This window comes from Marinobacter sp. M1C (assembly GCF_023314135.1).
Taxonomy (GTDB): domain Bacteria; phylum Pseudomonadota; class Gammaproteobacteria; order Pseudomonadales; family Oleiphilaceae; genus Marinobacter.
This window is the reverse complement of sequence record NZ_CP092289.1, coordinates 3,783,920-3,800,454: the sequence shown is the minus strand read 5'-3', so window position 1 is coordinate 3,800,454 and position 16,535 is coordinate 3,783,920. Positions and strand designations below refer to the sequence as shown.

Sequence of the window (16,535 nt, the reverse complement as noted above, 5' to 3'; positions counted from 1 at the left end):
TCTAAGGATTCTTGATATAAGCATCCTTGCGCAGGTAAAACCACCAGTTCACCACCAAACACAGGGCATAGAACACCGCGAAGCCGTACATGGCGTGCTCTGGGGTGCCAGCCTGAATCTGCTGGCCCAATAGTTTGGGTGCAATGAAGGCGCCGTAGGCGGCGATCGCGCTGGTCCAGCCTAGTACCGGGCCTTTCTGCTGCTGGTCGAAGATATAACCAATACTGCGGAAGGTCGAACCGTTGCCGATGCCGCTGGCTGCAAAAATCACGATGAACAGAATCATGAAAATCAGAAACAGGCTGTTGGGGTCGGTGGAGTTGTAAGCCAGCATCATCACGTAGCCGGTGGCGATCGACGCGAACACCATAATCACCGAAATAATCTGGGTGACAATGGAGCCTCCCACTTTGTCGGAAATCCAGCCGCCCACCGGACGAATCAGGGCTCCGACCAAGGGGCCAATCCAGGACCAGGTCAGTGCACTCGGCGCATTCGGGTTCACCACGCGGGTGACGGTGCCATCCGCGGCCACATCCATCATATTGCCGAAGATGACGCTGATAGACAGAGGCAGCGCAGCCGAGAAACCAATAAAGGTACCGAAAGTCAGAATGTACAGAACGGTCATCGACCAGGTGTGCTTGTTGTTGAAGATCGAAAACTGATTCATGATGTTGGGTTTGATGTCGCCGGGAATCAGGCGCAGCAATACAACAGTCAGCCCGATGGTCAACGGCAGCGCCAGCCACATGTTCATTACGGTTAAGGCCCACACACCCACAACAGAGGTGGCCAAGCCTACGCCGTACAGACCCAAGATTTTGCTGAAAGCTGAAGTTGGCGAGCCCGGGTTCGGAGTAACCACTTTCAGGTTGTTCATGCCGAACCAGCCTAAAAAAGCCAGCGGAATCAAAAATACCAACCAGATAAAACCGGCGTTCTGGATCCAGGTGTTGGTTCCCGCTTCAATGCGGCCAATCAGAGTGCCGCTGGGAGCCTGGAGCGCCAAGGGGCCGCCAGCCAGCGCACCGAACACACCCACGGTCATGACCAACGGGATCACCACCTGCATGGTGGTCACACCAAAGTTGCCCAGCCCGGCGTTCATGCCCAGCCCATAGCCTTGTTTGCTTTTGGGATAAAAGGTACTGATGTTACTCATCGAGCAGGCAAAGTTACCGCCGCCAATACCGGACAGCAGCGCCAGAGCCTGGAACACAATGAACGGCGTATCCGGGTCCATCAGGGCAAACCCGGTGCCGGCCGCGGGAATCATCAGTAGAGCGGTGGTCAGGAACACGGTGTTACGGCCACCGGCAATCTTAATCATGAAAGATGCGGGAATGCGCAGTGTCGCGCCGGCCAGGCCGGCGATGGCCGACAGGGTGAAGAGCTGGTCGATGGTAAAGGGAAAACCCAGACTTTTCATCTGAGTGGTAATCATGCCCCACATCAGCCATACCGCAAAACCCATCAGCAAGCTGGGGATAGAGATCCACAGATTGCGCGAAGCAACGCTCTTGCCAGTCTGTTGCCAGAAGGTTTCGTTTTCGACATCCCAGTGTTCAATGTCGCCGTTGAGTTTGCCCATAATTGTGCTCCTTATGATACCCGGCCTGCCAGCGCGCAAAAGCGCTATCAGGCTACTTGGCACTATTGTGCAGAGAGCGGTGGGTAGTCAGACTTGATAAAGATCAAAGACGAGGGGAGGCATTCTGGTGAACATTTCAAAAGGACTTTGAGCGCTTGTTGACGGGCATTTTTCTATTTAAAAATCAGAAGCTTGAACGAGTAATACCTAGCGTTAGGTAGTTGCTAGGTCACGCTGGCGCAGTAGAGGTAGCCACTCGTTGCCGGGCTATTTTACCCAGTTGCAGCAGTTCAAACGCCATCAGCAGCCATACTCCGGCCCACAAAGCAGCCGACCACCACAGTATCTGTGGATGACTGAAGGGTTCGGTACCGGCCAGAAAACGCAGTAAGGTGGCTACGGCGATAGCAATAGCCAATGGCACTGTGCGGTTCGCTGGCGGCAATTGGCGGCAGGCGCGCTGCCAGGCCAGCTTCAGCATTACACTGCCGGCCAGTGTACCCAGCGCGCCAATGGTAATCAGGTGCAGGCTGGCGCTCATCGGGCGCCCGCTCAGTAGCGCAATACCGGAGAGCAGGCCGCCGACCACCAGCCAGCTGTAACCGGCTGCGAACACCATCAAGTCGGGCCTTTCCAGGCAGCGCCACAGCTTCCAGCGCGCGAGCCTTACCGCCGTGATCAAGGCCGCTGCAATCAACAAAGCCCCGGCCGCCTGCTGCAACGGAGGTATCAGGGAAAAAGGCAGGGCTGCGGCCAACAGAATAATTAACGTACCTTCCACCCTCGGTTGCAGGCGAGCACTCAGGGCAACGCCTTTTTTATCCAGTGTGTTGGCCACCGAAGGCGCCAATATGCGACCGCCCATAAACGTCATCAGCAATAGCAGGCCAATAATGGCCGCGTGCATGATGCGAAATGGGCCAACCTCCGCTATTTCACTTTGCCAGATAGCGGTGCGGCTCAGGCCGAATGCAACCGCCATGATTGCCAGCGTGCCGATCAGTGGCCCTACCATTTTGTTGCGCCATTTTTTGGCGGCACGAAACCGCGGCAGCACCACCGCAGCCAGAGCCAGGGCAAACGCAGGGCTGAGTGTATTGGCTAACAGAGTACCTGGCATAAACCACCAACTGATTCTTGCCGCCAGCCACAAGGCAAATAACAGATACAGGCGCTCCGGCGATTGCGGCCCTAAGGTGTAGCCGGCAATCAATGCCAGGGCAAAGCCAAAAATCATCTCGTGGCCATGACCAGTATTCAAAAGCCCCGCAGGCCAACCGCCGCCGCCTAGCACTGCCCAAACTGACAGCGGCACCGCGGCAGCGGCCAGGAGCGCTGCGGCGGGGAAAAACAGCCAGAAAGCCTGGGGGCGACGGGTTGGCATTGGAACATCCACAAAGTATTTGGGAACAAGTGCTAAGGTTACTAAAATTGAGCCGTTGTAGTTGAACTATCCGTCAGGTTGCTACTCGTCAGTAGGATAGGCGCAATGTTGCAGCCTCAAGCTCCGCGGCCGATAATTCACGCTCTCACTTTTCAGGTGTTCAACCATGTCTGCATTTAACGCGGTTTTTCTTGATGTCACGTCTTTGAACCAGAACGATCTTGACCTGAAACCATTGCGCAATGTGTTCTCAAAACTAGACTGCTACGAGCACACATCTTCCGCCGAGATCATTCCGCGCCTGCAAGGCGCGCAAGTAGCGATTGTGAATAAAGTGATGCTCAGTGCCGATGTGCTGAAGGCTTGCCCGGATTTGAAGTTGATTCTGGTGGCGGCCACAGGTTTGAATAATGTGGATTTGCAAGCCGCAGAAGAAGCCGGCGTTACGGTGTGTAATTGCCAGGGTTATGGCACCGCCACCGTTGCTCAGCACACCCTGATGTTGCTACTGGCGATGGCGACACGCCTGCCTGACTATCAGAGCGCAGTTCGAGAGGGGCGTTGGGGAACGTCTACCCATTTCTGCTTTCTGGATTTTCCGATTGTGGAGCTGGATGGAAAAACTCTGGGTGTTCTGGGCAGCGGTGAGATTGGCAGCGCGGTAGCGCGTCTGGGCGAAGCTTTGGGTATGCGGGTGATTGCCGCCAATCTACCGGGCCGTCCGCCAAAAGCAGGACGGGTAAGCTTGGACGAGTTACTGCAGCAGGCCGATGCCATTACGCTGCATTGCCCGTTGAATGAAAACACCCGGCACCTGATCGGCGAGGCAGAGTTGGCGAAAATGAAGCCCCACGCATTCATTGTGAACACCGCGCGCGGCGGTTTAATTGACGAGCAGGCACTAGCTGCCGCGCTGCGCCGGGGCCACCTGGGTGGAGCGGCAACGGATGTGCTGGTCCAAGAGCCCCCGGTGGATGGCAACGTATTACTGGCGCAGGACATTCCACGGCTGATTGTCACACCACACACCGCTTGGGGTAGTCAGGAGGCGCGGCAGCGGATCGTGGGTCAGGTGGCAGAAAATGCGGCAGCGTTTCGTTCCGGGAAACCTGTGCGGCAGGTGGTTTAAGGGTTCATTGGTAATAATAGAAACGGGTGTCAAAGTAGGCGACTTGTTCTAAGTCATCTCAGTGCCTTGCTGACAGCCGGCCTACGGGGCTACATATATCTCAGATGTATCATACTTTGATACTGTCGAACGGAGATATGCCATGAACCTGACCATGCTTTTGCAGTTACCCTTTCACAGCAATGGCGCCTGGCATGAACTGCAGCGCCGCCAGCTATCCATTCCATTGCTGGCCTGGGCTCTGGTGCTGCCTTTATCCCTGTTGCCACCGGTGTTGCTGTATTACGCCGGCAGCCACTACGGCGAACATTTTATGGCCGGTTTTGCCGGCAAAGAATGGCGCTTCATCACCACTATCTTGTTTCTGGCCGAACTGCTGACCTTTTTTGTCATGGGCTGGCTGATTCATTCAGTCGTCGCCGGTAAAGACCTGGCTATCAATTATGCCGACGCGTATTTGCTGGCAGCCATTGCGCCTGTGCCCCTTTGGCTGTCTTCGTTGGCTTTACTGGTGCCGTCTTTGGCATTCAATGTGGTGGTTGTATTTATCGCAATGGGATTATCGTGCACACTGATTTACCACGGGCTGAAGGCACTGAGTAATCGCCCGGATACAGACGTTGAAGCCATGTCCGCTGCCTATACGGTGATGGCAGCGTCGTTTCTGGCTTGGGCATTGTTGATGGTCACGGTGTGGGCCTTCTGATTGAACCAGCCGCAGTGATGTGCTTTAGCTGTTTTTACGGTGACCTGACGCCGCGCTTTTCAGGCGCGAGAAGGTAGCGGGTACAACCCCGAGCCAGGCAGCCAATTGGTTGTCTGGCACCCGTTTTGTGAGCTCCGGGTACTCTTCCTGCATCAGTGCATAGCGCTCGCTTGCGGGCATGGTGTGTTTTCGAAACTCGCGCATACTGGCTAATTCGGCCAGTTCTTCTGTCAGTGCCAGCGCAAATTTGGGCCATTGGCCCTCACCGTGGCTTTGCACTTCCGAGCGAAATGCGGCGAAATCTGCCACCCACGCGGTGACCGGCATACTGCTGTTCAGGCACAAGGTATTTCGCACGGTGCGGCTGCGACCGAACACCGGCCAAATGATATCGCCTTCCGAAAAAAAATGGTGAATGGCTACCTTACCGCTTGCGGTTTCGCGAAACATGCGCACCACGCCATACTGAATCAGATAAACATTGGCCCAAGGGCGGTCGTGTTTTTCCATCACAGTTTCAGCATCGATTCTGCGCACGCTGAATAAGCGGGCCAAACCACTCAAAAGCAGGCTTTCTGACGCCGTCTTGTTGTCGCTCAGGCGGATTCCAAAAACCCGACTCAAGCTGTTAAGCAAAATCGTTTCGGGGGGCGTGTGTGGTAGCTTGACCATATCCGGATGTTGCTCCGACAGCAGGCAGGGCGATGAGGACACTTCAGGCTGGAAAATACTGTTCATGGCGTTGCCTACTCCTCAGTGATGCAATTACTCAAACAGCCTAGCAGAAAACGTGTATTCAAAATGACTCTGATCGTTAACGTTCGGTGATTTCAGTTTGGTATTAATCACAATGTCTTAAATACGCAAAAATCCGCCAATAGTTCAGCTCTGCATAGTTTTTCCGAGCTGTCTTGGGATGAATGCGGTGCTAGACTTGCCCGCTTCAAGAATCGGGATGAAGTTTTCATGGCAGCGGCGTTGGCGCTCTTCTTCAAATTGACACCGCTCTACGTTACCGTGGTGCTAGGTTGGCTGGCCGGGCGCTATTTACAAGTCAGTGGCCGCCATATCGCCGGGATGATGTTGTACATCGTAACGCCGTCTATCGTGTTTTCTGGCGTGATGGCGGCACCCTTGTCCACCGAAATCATTTTATTGCCGTTTCTGGTGTTTGGTTTTTGCTGTTTTCTGGGCATTACCCACCAGGCATTGGCCCGGCGCTGGATTGGCGACAGCAGCGCTGCGCTTATGCCCCTGTGCGTTGGCAGCCCTAATGGCGGGTATTTTGGCGTACCAGTGGCGCTACTGCTATTCGGCGAAGAAGGGCTGGCGATTTATATTGTGTGCGTTCTGGGCACGGCGCTTTACGAAAGCTCGGTGGGGTTTTATCTGGCGGCCCGGGGCCGTTACAGCGTGCCCGACGCGCTTAAACGGGTGGCACGGTTGCCGTCTGTGTATGCGTTTGCGCTGGCGGTAATGTTGAATCTGTCGGGCGTTGATATTCCGCTGGTGTTCGAACCGCTGTTCGATAATTTGCGCGGCACCTACAGTATTCTGGGCATGATGATTATCGGCATGAGCATATCCAGCTTTCGCGGGCTGGCGGGCGACCTGCGTTTTACCGCTTTGGCATTTTTTGGCAAGTTTGTGTCCTGGCCGTTGCTGGCCAGTGCCTTCTGGTGGCTGGATGCGACCCATATGGGGGTCTATTCAGACGCTGTGCACAAAGCCATTTTCCTGATTTCCATCACTCCGATTGCGGCCAATACGGTGGTCATCGCCACCATGCTGGATACATCGGTAAAACAGGCCGCCGGTACAGTGCTGTTGTCTACGGTAGTAGCTCTGGTGATCATTCCGTTAATGGTGGCGCTGGCGTTTTAGATGCTGGCTCCGGCGTCAACATCGTCATCAATCTTGTTGGGGCAGCGGCTGTGGTTGCGTTCCCATTGAATGGTGACGTGAGCAATATTGAAATCCTGCGCCAACATGCGGTTGGCTTGCTGGATGATATCGTCATCGTCGCGACTGTCGGGTTTTACCAGATGCACGGTCAGCGCGTTTTCGGTGGTGCTTAAAGCCCATATATGCAAATGATGCACAGACTCCACGCCGGGCAAGCGGCTGAGAGCGTCGGCAACGTTGGCCGAGTTTATAGTCCGCGGAACGGCGTCTATGGCCAGGCTGATAGAATCCTTCAGCAGTTGCCAGGTGCCGATGAAGATCACCGCGGCAATCACCAGGCTGACCACCGGGTCAATCCAGTTTGCGCCGGTCGCCATGATCAGCACGCCCGCAACCACCACGCCTACAGATACCACGGTATCTGCTGCCATGTGCAGAAATGCGCCGCGTATATTCAGGTCGCCTTTCTGGCCCTTCAGAAACAGCAGCATGGTCACACCGTTAATCAGCACGCCAATGCCCGCCACAACGATGACGGTCATGCCATCCACTTCGGCCGGGTCGCCAAAGCGGCGTATGGCCTCCCAGGCTATACCGCCCACTGCAGCAATCAGAAACAGGGCGTTGAACAGGGCCGCCAGAATGGTGGTTTTCTTCAAGCCATAGGTGTTGCGTTCGGTTGTTTTACGCCCGGCCAGCCAACTGGCAATCCAGGCCATGAGCAAGCCCAGCACGTCACTCAGGTTGTGCCCGGCGTCCGCCAGCAAGGCCAGTGACCCGGACAGCACGCCAAATACCACCTCGATAATCACAAACCCCAGATTCAGCGCAACGGCAATGGCGAAGGCGCGATTGTGAGTGTTGAAATGGTCGGCGTGGCTGTGGCTGTGCTCATGATTGTGATTGTGCATAAAAAAGAAGCTCTGTCGGTTGTGGGTAAGCCGATTGACGTGAGGTTATGGCAACACAGGTCTAGAGCCCTCAGGGACAAGCAGCGCTGGAGCTTTTCACCTACTAGTCTATGGTAGGGTAGCTAGCAAAGCTTTGCACACGCCATAAGGAGAAACATCGTGCTAAACCGGCTGCAGCGCCTGCTGGGATTGCAGACCATTCCGGGGGTGTTCTTTACCTCGGCAGGTATTGCTGTGTTGTTTGTGGCTTTGGCTATTCCTTTTGATGAAGCGGTAGCCGGTTTTTTTGGCGGCCTGACGGCCTGGGTTGCGCGCAATCTGGGTTGGTTTTACATCGCCACCGTCAGTTTTTTGCTGGTGTTTCTGCTGGGTCTTGCGTTTAGCCGCTTCGGCTCGATTCGCCTGGGTGCAGACGACTCGCGGCCGGATTACTCCAATCTGACCTGGTTCACCATGCTGTTTGCCGCCGGTATTGGCACCATTTTGATGTTCTGGGGCGTGGCCGAGCCGGTGTCGCATTTTGCCAACCCACCATTTTCGGATGTCCTCCCCGGCAGTGACCGTGCCGCCCGCGATGCGATGACCATATCCCTTTACCACTTCGGGCTTCACACCTGGACGATTTTCGCCATGCCCGGCCTCGCCATCGCCTATTTTGCTTATCGCCATCATTTACCCATGCGCATCAGCAGTCTGTTCTATCCGATTTTAGGTGACCGAATAAACGGGCCTTTGGGCTGGGCGGTGGATGTCATTGCGGTGCTGGGCACTTTGTTCGGGGTAGCGACGTCGCTAGGCCTGGGCACGTTGCAGTTAAACAGCGGTTTGAATTATTTGCTGGGCGTGCCGGTATCCGGTTCTGTGCAGGTGATGTTAATTGCGGTTATTGCCAGTATTGCCGCGGTGTCGGTGGCCTTGGGGCTGGATAAGGGCGTACGTCGTCTGTCGCAGCTGAACATCATACTGGCGGGGGTTCTGGTTGCGTTTGTGGTGTTGGTCGGCCCAACGGTGTTTATCGCCGAAGGCATGGTGCAAAGCGTAGGTGACTATTTAGACGCTTTGCCATGGCTGGCGTTCTGGACCCAAACCTTCAGTGAAACCGATTGGCAACGCAACTGGACGCTATTTTACTGGGCCTGGACCATTTCCTGGGCGCCTTATGTGGGCATCTTTATTGCACGAATTTCCCGCGGCCGCACCATCCGCGAATTTATTGCGGGCGTGTTGTTTGCGCCCACGGTGTTCACCCTGGTGTGGTTTGGAGTGTTTGGTTTGTCGGCCATCCACGTAGAGATGAACGGCCAGGTCGCGTTGGCTGCGCAGGTTGAGCAAAACCCGGCCGTCGCCATTTTTGCTTTTTTGCAAGCTTTGCCCTTTGCGCAGTTTTCATCATCGCTGAGCATCATCATTATCGTGATTTTTTTCACCACCTCGTCAGATTCCGCGTCGCTGGTGATTGACATGCTGACCCGCCGTGACGATCAGCCATCGCTGGTGCGCCAGCGCATATTTTGGGCTGCAGCCCAAGGCGTGGTGGCGGCAAGCCTACTGCTGGCCGGGGGGTTAGATGCGTTGCAGAATGTGATTACGGCACTGGGATTGCCGTTCTGCATTTTGCTGATTTTTATGGCGGTGTCGCTGTTCAGAGCGTTGCGCGCAGACAGCCGCGGTTATTCGGTTGATGAACTGGTGCAAGGCCGTGCCTATGCGCCTGTGTCATCTAACAAAGACGTTAAACAGGAGCATCACGATGTTTCATAAAATATTGTTGGCGATTGACACCGAAGACGACGACGAAGCCAAACGCACGTTGGCTGAAGGCGTTCGCTTGCTGGCTGAGGGCGGCGAGCTGCACCTGGCCAGCGTGTTCAGCTCGGGCGGGGCAGGATTTTTTCCTCACGTGAGTGACGACACTCCGGAAGACCGCGAGAAGGTGGTGCGGGACAAACTGAACCTGCTGGCGCGCAAATACCTGCCGATGAACCAGGCTGCGCATTTACACGTGATGTGCGGCACACCCTCGGAAAAGCTGGTGGCGCTGGCGGCACAGGCTGAGGTCGATTTGTTGCTATTGGTGTCTCGCGGCCCGGGAGGACTCTGGCCGTTGCGCCGGGCGACGGTGGAATACGTTACCGTGAATGCGCCCTGCGCAGTATTGGTCATGCCGTTTGTAGCTGTGGCCCAAAGCGTCGAGGCCAGCAGTAATCCCTCAGGCAATGAAGAGGCTGAAGAAAACCGCTGAGCATCTGTTTCAGGCCCGGTTTCAGGGTTAGTTTTAAGAGCCGCTTCAGGAGCGGCTCTCTTGGGCCAGCGCGCTAATGTCATCACGAATTTGCGCCACGGTCAGGTCGGGCCTTAGCAACAGCCGCGCCTTGCCACGAGTATCGAACACATACACACCGGCGCTGTGAGACACATTGTAGTTGTTGTTCTCATCCGGCTCGTCGTAACCGAAGGTGGTGCGATAGCGTTTTACCAGCTGCCGTAGCTGGGGCTCGCTGCCGGTCACGCCGGCAATCCGGTCACCGTAGAAACGGGTGTAGGCGGCAATCTGTTCGGGTGTGTCGCGGTTCGGGTCTACGCTGACAAACATAATGGTTACCCGTTCACGCTCGTTTTCCGGTAGCTTGCCTACGGCTTGGGATAGCCGTGCCAGCGTGGTAGGGCAAATGTCCGGGCAATGGGTGAAACCAAAAAACACCAATCGCACCTGGCCCTCAGAGTCGCTGGCGTTTACTGCTTCGCCTTGGGTGTCTATAAGCTCGAATTCCAAAGGCGGCATTAACCCGCTGATGTCTTTGCCGTGCCATTCACGGTCGCTCTGGTCACAACCCACCAGCGCAAAGGCAGCGAGCAATAGCGCGGTCAGAGCGGCGATTCTTGTGCCTGAAATAGAAGTCGGCATAACGGTGTGTTCCTCTCAAGTGTTTCTCTCAGGTGTTCATGTGCCCGGATGGTTGGGCCAGCTCTGCGGCCTGTTTTGGGTAACGGCCATCTTCGTACATGGCCCGGCGTAAAATAATCAAAATACCCAGCACGCTCATCATCGCCGGCGGAATCCAGGTCAGCAAGCCGCCAAGTAGCTGGTCGGTCTCTGGCGCCAGCGGCCAAGCGCGGCCGCACACCTCGTAAACGTTGTACACCATGCCCCGTGAAAACACGATCCAGGCGCCTAGCAGCATTTGCGGAACCGCCACCAACGCCAGCAGCAGCATTCGTTTGCCGTAGCCCAGAGCGTTGGATATGTAAGGGGAACGGGGATCGAGTATCAGCCACCAGAACAGCAGGCCATCTAACAGCATGCTCCAGTTCATGACCCAGTACAGCTGGCGGCTTAGCATGGCGTCGAAGTGGATGCTGGGCGACAGCCAGAAATAAACCAGGCCCACGAACAACACTGGCGCTACGACCGGATGTTGTAAAACGCGGTAGCTCAGCCGCACGGGCGCTAGCCACGGCAGCGCGCTGCGAGGGATTTTTCGGCCCCAGAAACGCATTACCGGTAACGGGTTAGACAGGGCGATCAGAAACGGGCCCAGGTGGTGTAGAACCAGATGCTGGCCCCGATGTACAAAAAACATGTATTGGGAATAGTAATCGAAAGCGGTCTGCATCACCGCGTAACACAGCATCACGCCAACCACGAAGGTGACAATGCGCCCGGGGCCGGGACGTTCGCTATCGGGCATGCGTAGAAGCGCCACGCCATAAAGCGCCAACACGAGCGCATAACTGGCGATGGTCAGGGGTGAAAAATCGTAAGGCAGCAGGGCATTAATGCCGTTCATAGATGCTACTCGAAATGGCTCTGTTGCAAGCGCTGGCGCGGGTTCATTGTTTTTCTTGGTAGATTGTCGATCGCCGTTGTTTTTAATTCAAGTAGACAGCCTACCTAATCTGAGGTATCACCAAAAATAGGTTGTGAAGAGCGGGCTTTTAAACCAGTATTAAATATGAATTTTATAGATTACGCCAGTCACTAAGGATTTCTGCAGATGACGTTTTACCACCCTGTAGGTAACGAAATTGAACTCTTCCACGCCGCTGCGAACAACGGCCTGCCGGTTCTGATCAAAGGCCCGACAGGCTGCGGCAAAACCCGTTTTGTTCGTTATATGGCCGAACAACTGAACCGACCGATTTATACCGTCGCCTGCCACGATGATCTGACGGCAGCTGACTTGGTGGGGCGGCATCTTATCGGCCCGCAAGGCACCTACTGGCAGGACGGCCCGCTGACCCGTGCGGTTCGTGAAGGCGGCATTTGTTATTTGGATGAAGTGGTAGAAGCGCGCAAAGACACCACGGTTGTGCTGCACCCGCTGGCGGACGACCGCCGCGAACTGCCGATTGAGCGCACCGGTGAGCTGCTGACTGCAGCACCGGGTTTTATGCTGGTTGTGTCCTATAACCCGGGTTATCAAAGTCTGTTAAAAGGCATGAAACCAAGCACCCGCCAACGATTTGTATCGCTGCGGTTTGATTATCCTTCGGCGGAGATAGAACAAGCCATCGTGATGGAAGAATCCGGTTGCGACCGCGACCTGGCAAAGCAACTGGTTAGCCTGGCAACAGCGCTGCGTAACCTAAAAGACCACGATCTGGAAGAAGCCGCATCCACGCGGTTGCTGATTCACACAGCTCTGCTGATACGGGCCGGTTTGCCAACAGCGGTCGCCTGTCGCGCGGGCATGATTGAGCCGCTTTCAGACGACGAAGCAACAGTCAGTTCTTTAATGGAGGTGGTATATGCAGTATTCGGGCGCCCAGACGAAACCCGCTAGCGGAGCGGTTGTACCGGTTATCTGGTACTTGCTGAATTTATTGGCAATGCCAGTGATTGGTTTTGTGATCTTGCTCTGGATGTATGTCGGAAGTTCCGGGGTTAACGAACTGCGCCGTGCTCACACGCGAGCTGCTCTTTATATGTCGTTAATTGGCTTCACTTTGATCAGTTCGGGCGTTGCTCTCGGCTGGATTTTCTTCACCGATGTAGGGCATTTCGGAACCTTTGCCCTGGTGTGGGCCATCGCGTTGCATACGGGTTTTGTGCTTTGGGGAATGATTTCATTGGCGCAAGCCATGTCTGATAAAAGGCCTTTATTTCCCGCGAAGTGGCTCTAAATCAGGAGTTGAAGACACCTTCCCTGACGCCAAGCGCATAATTTTAGTGTGACCGGAAAACCATACCCTCACGTAATCGCATGAAATCCCGCAACCGCAACAATCACTACCGGCGCCCATAGTTGGGCCGCCACCCGCCACCCGCGTGGTGCCTTTTTCATCCCCATGAAGTGGTCCACCAGCAGCAAGGATTTCACGATCACCATTCCGAAAACCAGCCAGGCCAGAAATTCAGGGCTTATACCTGCCTTAAGCGCAATGACTGGCAAGGCCGTGCAAATCATCAATGCAAAATAAACCGCCAGCATTATTAGCCCTCTCTAAGCCAGTACGTAAAGCATCGGGAACAGTGCCAGCCATACCAGATCCACCATGTGCCAATAGGAGGCGCCAGATTCTATACCGTTCATGTCGGAGCCATCGTAGTCTCCGTTGCCTACTTTAACGGCAAGCACCATCAAAACAATCTGCCCTAGTATCACGTGCATAAAGTGGAAGAAGGTCAGGAAGAAATAAAACATGAAGAAGGTATCTGTGCCGAGGTTATAGCCCTGGCTGTACAAATCCACGTATTCATAAAGTTTGCCAACGGTGTAAATGCAGGAGACCGCAACCGCCAGCCACAGGCGCCACTGCACGCCGGAGAGCTTGTCACGAAATTGGTGAACCGCAGTCGCGACCAGATAGCTGGAGCTGATCAGTGCGACGGTATTCAGTAGCCCGATCCAGGGGTGCAAAAGCTCGCGGCCGGCGTGGAAGGTAGCTGGGTCGAGGCTGCGGGCCACGGCAAAACCGATGAGCATGATTCCGAAAACGGCCAGCTCGGCGAAAATGAACATCCATACGGCGATATCGCCGGGAAGCTGGTGTGGACCGGGCGTAGGCTCAAGAGTCAGGTCTGTCATATCACTGTGTCAGTTTCAGGTAGAGTTTGGGGAGCTGCAACGGCAGCTGTGCCGGGTCGCGAATCACCACGTAATTATTGCTACCGAAAACGTAAGGTAAGTACTCGCTAGCCTCGTCATCAATGGTGACGCAAAATGGCGTCAGGCCAGCTTTGATGGCTTCCTGTACCGCCATACGGGTGTCTTCCACGCCGTAGCGGCCCTCATAGACATCCAGATCATTCGGTTTGCCATCGGTCAGCAGCAGCAGGATTTTTTGTTGTTCACGGCGCGCCTCCAGCAGTTTGGTGGCCTGACGAATGGCTGCGCCCATGCGGGTGTAAAAGCCCGGTTCCAACGCCTGAATTCGGCCCCGAATGGTGCTGGTATAGGCTTCATCAAAACCCTTCAGGTGATGGAAACGCACGTGGTCACGCCGTCGTGATGAAAATGCAAACAGGGCGAAGGGGTCGCGGCTGGCCTGTAGGGCTTCGCTGAGCAATTGTAGGCCATCCCGGGCAATGTCGATGACCCGTTGATGATTGTTTATATAGGTCTCGGTTGAGAGCGACACATCCGCCAGCACCAAGCAGGCAAGGTCGCGCTGGTTTTGTTGGCAGCGGCGAAACAGCTTTTGGTCAATCGCGCCCTGGCCGCGCCGGTTTTGAACCTCCCATTCCAGGCAGGCATCCAGGTCCAGCTCGTCGCCGTCCAGCTGACGTTTGTGCCATTGCTTGAGGGGTTTTAGCGCGCTGAACTGGCGCTGCAGACGTTTGGCGGGTCGGCGCAGTGCTTCCGGAAGCTCCGCAGGCGCGGCATCTTTTGCCAGCATCGGTTGCACGCAGCAGAATGCTTCCCGGTAGCTCTGGCTGCGCCAGTCCCACTCCGGCAAATGAATACCCGGGCCAAGGCGCAGGTCGTCGTGTTCTTCCGAGGGCAGATCCAGGTCAAACTTGATAGACGACGACGTCTCCTTGCGGTCATTGGACACAGAGATCATGTCCATATCGTCTGCAACGGCCTCGGCATCTTCTTCCTTGGTGTCGTCGCCGGCTCGGTCAACCGGAATGAAGTCGGTCCAGGAAAACAGACTTTCCAGACGAAAAATCATCAGCCCCTGATCGCGATCAAAAGCGTCCACTCGTTCTGCCTGGCGGCGCTTGTTCTTTTTGGTCCGCCCCCCGGGGCTGGATTGAGTATCTTCATCGCCGGTGACCGGTCCGTTGGCTTTCCCCTGTTCCAGAGCCGGGTATAACCAAAGGATGACCGGCCAGGGATCGGTTCCCGCCGTGGGCAGAGCAAAAACACTGCCCGGATGGATAAGCGCCTGGCGGATTGCCTGTTCACGGATGGCTTCCCCGGCTGAAAGGCTTTCTGGTTCGGGGCGCCCGCGCAAAACCTGTTTTACCAGGCGTTGATAAACACCTTCCAGCCCCGGCCAACGCGCGATCACATCCTGAACCAGCGCCTGATTGCCGGTAAACCAGTCATGATCAGCCGGAGCCGGGTTAGCCGCGAGCGCGGCCAGCCATATATAGAGTTCCCGGTTCAGGCGTTTGGAAGGGAATTTAGCCACTCTTTCCGGCAGGCGCAGATTTTGCTCATCCCGCCAGGCCAGTTCAAATTTGCGGTGTGTTCCGGCGATTTTGTGCAAAAATCGTCGGCGCAGGCGAAAGTGCCTGGGTTCTGCCGTCACCAGACTGAGCGCCGGATCGCCGCCGAAGGCGCGGAAAACAATGCCCAGGCTGCGAGCTTCGTCTTTTAGATACACGGCGTGCTCGGGGAATTCCCCCAGAGCCTGGCGGGTAATGTATTCGTGCCACTTGTAGCCGACCCACTCTTCCATCTTAAGTTTCTCTCATCTCAGACGCTGTTCAGCCCGCGGTCTGGCGGGTTTGCTGTCAAGCTGGTGGCTGGGAATCAGAACAGTCTGCCGGCTGGGCTCGCCCGGTTGCCAGTGCAGTAGGCTGCCTTCCGGGTTGTTTTTTTGCACCTCACGGCAGGCACTCACGCATTGCAGGCACTGGGTGCAGGAAAACTTTGCGCGTTTATGGCTGCGAGTAGGCAGGCGCATAGGGCAAGCCTCGTCGCAGGCCTTTGTGCAGTCGCGGCAGGCCGCGGCGCGGCTGGTGTCAAAGGTCACTAGCTGCCCGCGGCCATGGGCCATCCAGGCAATACTCTGTACGACGCCGAACACGCAACCGTATTTGCAAAAAAGATGGCGGGCAAACAGAAAATCCAGCGTGAAGGCCGTGGTTGCTGCGGCCAGAAAAATACTCGGGTAAAACGCCAGGTTGCCAGTGATCAAGTCCGCATATAACGGAATGGGTGGCAATAGGTAAGAAAGCAGAGCGAGGGCCCAAGAAAAACCAATCAGACCGCAAACTAGTGACAAGCCCGCCCAGTGTATGACCTTGCCGCGGCGGCCTTTTTTAAGGGCTTCCCAGAGCGTCGGGCGGCCGGTAATACGTGTCATCAGTTGGTTGATGGTTTCCACTACAGAGAAATGCGGGCACAGCCAGCCGCAGTATATTCGTCCCCACTTCCAGGCAACCCAGAGTACAAGGGGAACCAGCACTAGAATGGGAAGAATGAACCACAGCAGTATTTGGCTGGCGACGTCCACTGGAGAACTTTGCGCCACCCAGTCGAGATTCAGATTGAACGAGAGCGGAAAACCAAGTAATACAAACCGGGTCTCCGTCAGGTCATAGCGAAAGATATTCAGCACCGGTGCCAGCAGGAACAACCCGAAGAAAGCAGCACGGGTGATCAGCCGCTTGTCCTGGAGTGTGTCTTTGGGATTCGCTTGCTGCACGGTCACAATTGCGTTCCGGATAAGCAGGGCCGGAAACGTGTTCCGGCCCTATGGATTTACCCTATGGGTTTCAGGATGGC

At 55.6% G+C, this 16,535-nt stretch carries 17 protein-coding genes; 7 read left to right on the top strand and 10 right to left on the bottom strand.

From position 1 onward, the window contains the following. Position 1: 1 nt before the first annotated feature. Entirely contained in the window at positions 2-1,594 is a 1,593-nt protein-coding gene (locus tag MIH19_RS17895; RefSeq protein ID WP_249006144.1) for an antiporter, read from the bottom strand. Between the two features lie 229 nt (positions 1,595-1,823). Continuing rightward, positions 1,824-2,978, bottom strand: a complete 1,155-nt coding sequence (locus MIH19_RS17890; protein WP_249006143.1) for an NnrS family protein — start codon at positions 2,976-2,978, stop codon at positions 1,824-1,826. Positions 2,979-3,144: 166 nt separating this feature from the next. Between MIH19_RS17890 and MIH19_RS17885 the strand changes: the two genes are divergently transcribed. Both MIH19_RS17885 and MIH19_RS17880 read left to right on the top strand, forming a co-directional pair. Continuing rightward, positions 3,145-4,107 (top strand): 2-hydroxyacid dehydrogenase, encoded by a 963-nt coding sequence (locus MIH19_RS17885; RefSeq protein WP_249006142.1) that lies wholly within the window; start codon positions 3,145-3,147, stop codon positions 4,105-4,107. Positions 4,108-4,249: 142 nt separating this feature from the next. Further along, positions 4,250-4,813: a Yip1 family protein gene (locus MIH19_RS17880; RefSeq protein ID WP_249006141.1), complete on the top strand. Its 564-nt coding sequence runs from the start codon at positions 4,250-4,252 to the stop codon at positions 4,811-4,813. A gap of 24 nt (positions 4,814-4,837) precedes the next feature. On the opposite strand, the gene MIH19_RS17875 is transcribed toward MIH19_RS17880, so the two are convergent. Continuing rightward, positions 4,838-5,551, bottom strand: coding sequence for a Crp/Fnr family transcriptional regulator (locus tag MIH19_RS17875; protein WP_249006140.1), 714 nt, complete (start codon positions 5,549-5,551; stop codon positions 4,838-4,840). Between the two features lie 228 nt (positions 5,552-5,779). On the opposite strand from MIH19_RS17875, the gene MIH19_RS17870 reads away from it, so the two are divergent. Then, positions 5,780-6,697: an AEC family transporter gene (locus MIH19_RS17870; protein ID WP_249006139.1), complete on the top strand. Its 918-nt coding sequence runs from the start codon at positions 5,780-5,782 to the stop codon at positions 6,695-6,697. Here the strand turns inward: MIH19_RS17870 and MIH19_RS17865 are convergent. Beyond that, on the bottom strand, positions 6,694-7,629 hold the full coding sequence (locus MIH19_RS17865) for a cation diffusion facilitator family transporter (RefSeq protein WP_249006138.1): 936 nt from the start codon (positions 7,627-7,629) through the stop codon (positions 6,694-6,696). The two genes, MIH19_RS17870 and MIH19_RS17865, sit on opposite strands and share 4 nt — an antisense overlap. Before the next feature lie 159 nt (positions 7,630-7,788). Between MIH19_RS17865 and MIH19_RS17860 the strand changes: the two genes are divergently transcribed. Beyond that, complete coding sequence (locus MIH19_RS17860) at positions 7,789-9,390, top strand: BCCT family transporter (RefSeq protein ID WP_249006137.1); 1,602 nt, start codon at positions 7,789-7,791, stop codon at positions 9,388-9,390. Beyond that, a complete protein-coding gene (locus tag MIH19_RS17855) occupies positions 9,380-9,871 on the top strand; it encodes a universal stress protein (RefSeq protein ID WP_249006136.1) in 492 nt (163 codons plus the stop codon). The genes MIH19_RS17860 and MIH19_RS17855 overlap by 11 nt, the downstream gene beginning before the upstream one ends. A gap of 45 nt (positions 9,872-9,916) precedes the next feature. On the opposite strand, the gene MIH19_RS17850 is transcribed toward MIH19_RS17855, so the two are convergent. Both MIH19_RS17850 and MIH19_RS17845 read right to left on the bottom strand, forming a co-directional pair. Continuing rightward, positions 9,917-10,534, bottom strand: coding sequence for an SCO family protein (locus MIH19_RS17850; RefSeq protein ID WP_249006135.1), 618 nt, complete (start codon positions 10,532-10,534; stop codon positions 9,917-9,919). 28 nt (positions 10,535-10,562) lie between these two features. Further along, positions 10,563-11,417: a cytochrome c oxidase assembly protein gene (locus tag MIH19_RS17845; RefSeq protein WP_249006134.1), complete on the bottom strand. Its 855-nt coding sequence runs from the start codon at positions 11,415-11,417 to the stop codon at positions 10,563-10,565. Between the two features lie 207 nt (positions 11,418-11,624). On the opposite strand from MIH19_RS17845, the gene MIH19_RS17840 reads away from it, so the two are divergent. Further along, entirely contained in the window at positions 11,625-12,413 is a 789-nt protein-coding gene (locus MIH19_RS17840) for a CbbQ/NirQ/NorQ/GpvN family protein (RefSeq protein WP_007349495.1), read from the top strand. After that, the gene (locus MIH19_RS17835) at positions 12,379-12,753 is read left to right on the top strand and encodes a hypothetical protein (protein WP_249006133.1); all 375 of its coding nucleotides are present in this window, start codon (positions 12,379-12,381) and stop codon (positions 12,751-12,753) included. The genes MIH19_RS17840 and MIH19_RS17835 overlap by 35 nt, the downstream gene beginning before the upstream one ends. 68 nt (positions 12,754-12,821) lie before the next feature. Here the strand turns inward: MIH19_RS17835 and MIH19_RS17830 are convergent, their stop codons facing one another. The 4 genes from MIH19_RS17830 to MIH19_RS17815 are packed head-to-tail and all read right to left on the bottom strand — an operon-like array spanning position 12,822 to position 16,461. After that, positions 12,822-13,061 carry a cytochrome C oxidase subunit IV family protein gene (locus tag MIH19_RS17830; RefSeq protein WP_249006132.1) on the bottom strand — a complete coding sequence of 80 codons (240 nt, stop codon included), beginning with the start codon at positions 13,059-13,061 and terminating at the stop codon, positions 12,822-12,824. Positions 13,062-13,073: 12 nt separating this feature from the next. After that, entirely contained in the window at positions 13,074-13,658 is a 585-nt protein-coding gene (locus tag MIH19_RS17825) for a cytochrome c oxidase subunit 3 (RefSeq protein ID WP_249006131.1), read from the bottom strand. A 1-nt stretch (position 13,659) separates the two neighbouring features. After that, the gene (locus tag MIH19_RS17820; RefSeq protein ID WP_249006130.1) at positions 13,660-15,483 is read right to left on the bottom strand and encodes a VWA domain-containing protein; all 1,824 of its coding nucleotides are present in this window, start codon (positions 15,481-15,483) and stop codon (positions 13,660-13,662) included. Between the two features lie 12 nt (positions 15,484-15,495). Beyond that, a complete protein-coding gene (locus tag MIH19_RS17815) occupies positions 15,496-16,461 on the bottom strand; it encodes a 4Fe-4S binding protein (RefSeq protein WP_249006129.1) in 966 nt (321 codons plus the stop codon). Positions 16,462-16,535: the final 74 nt, after the last annotated feature.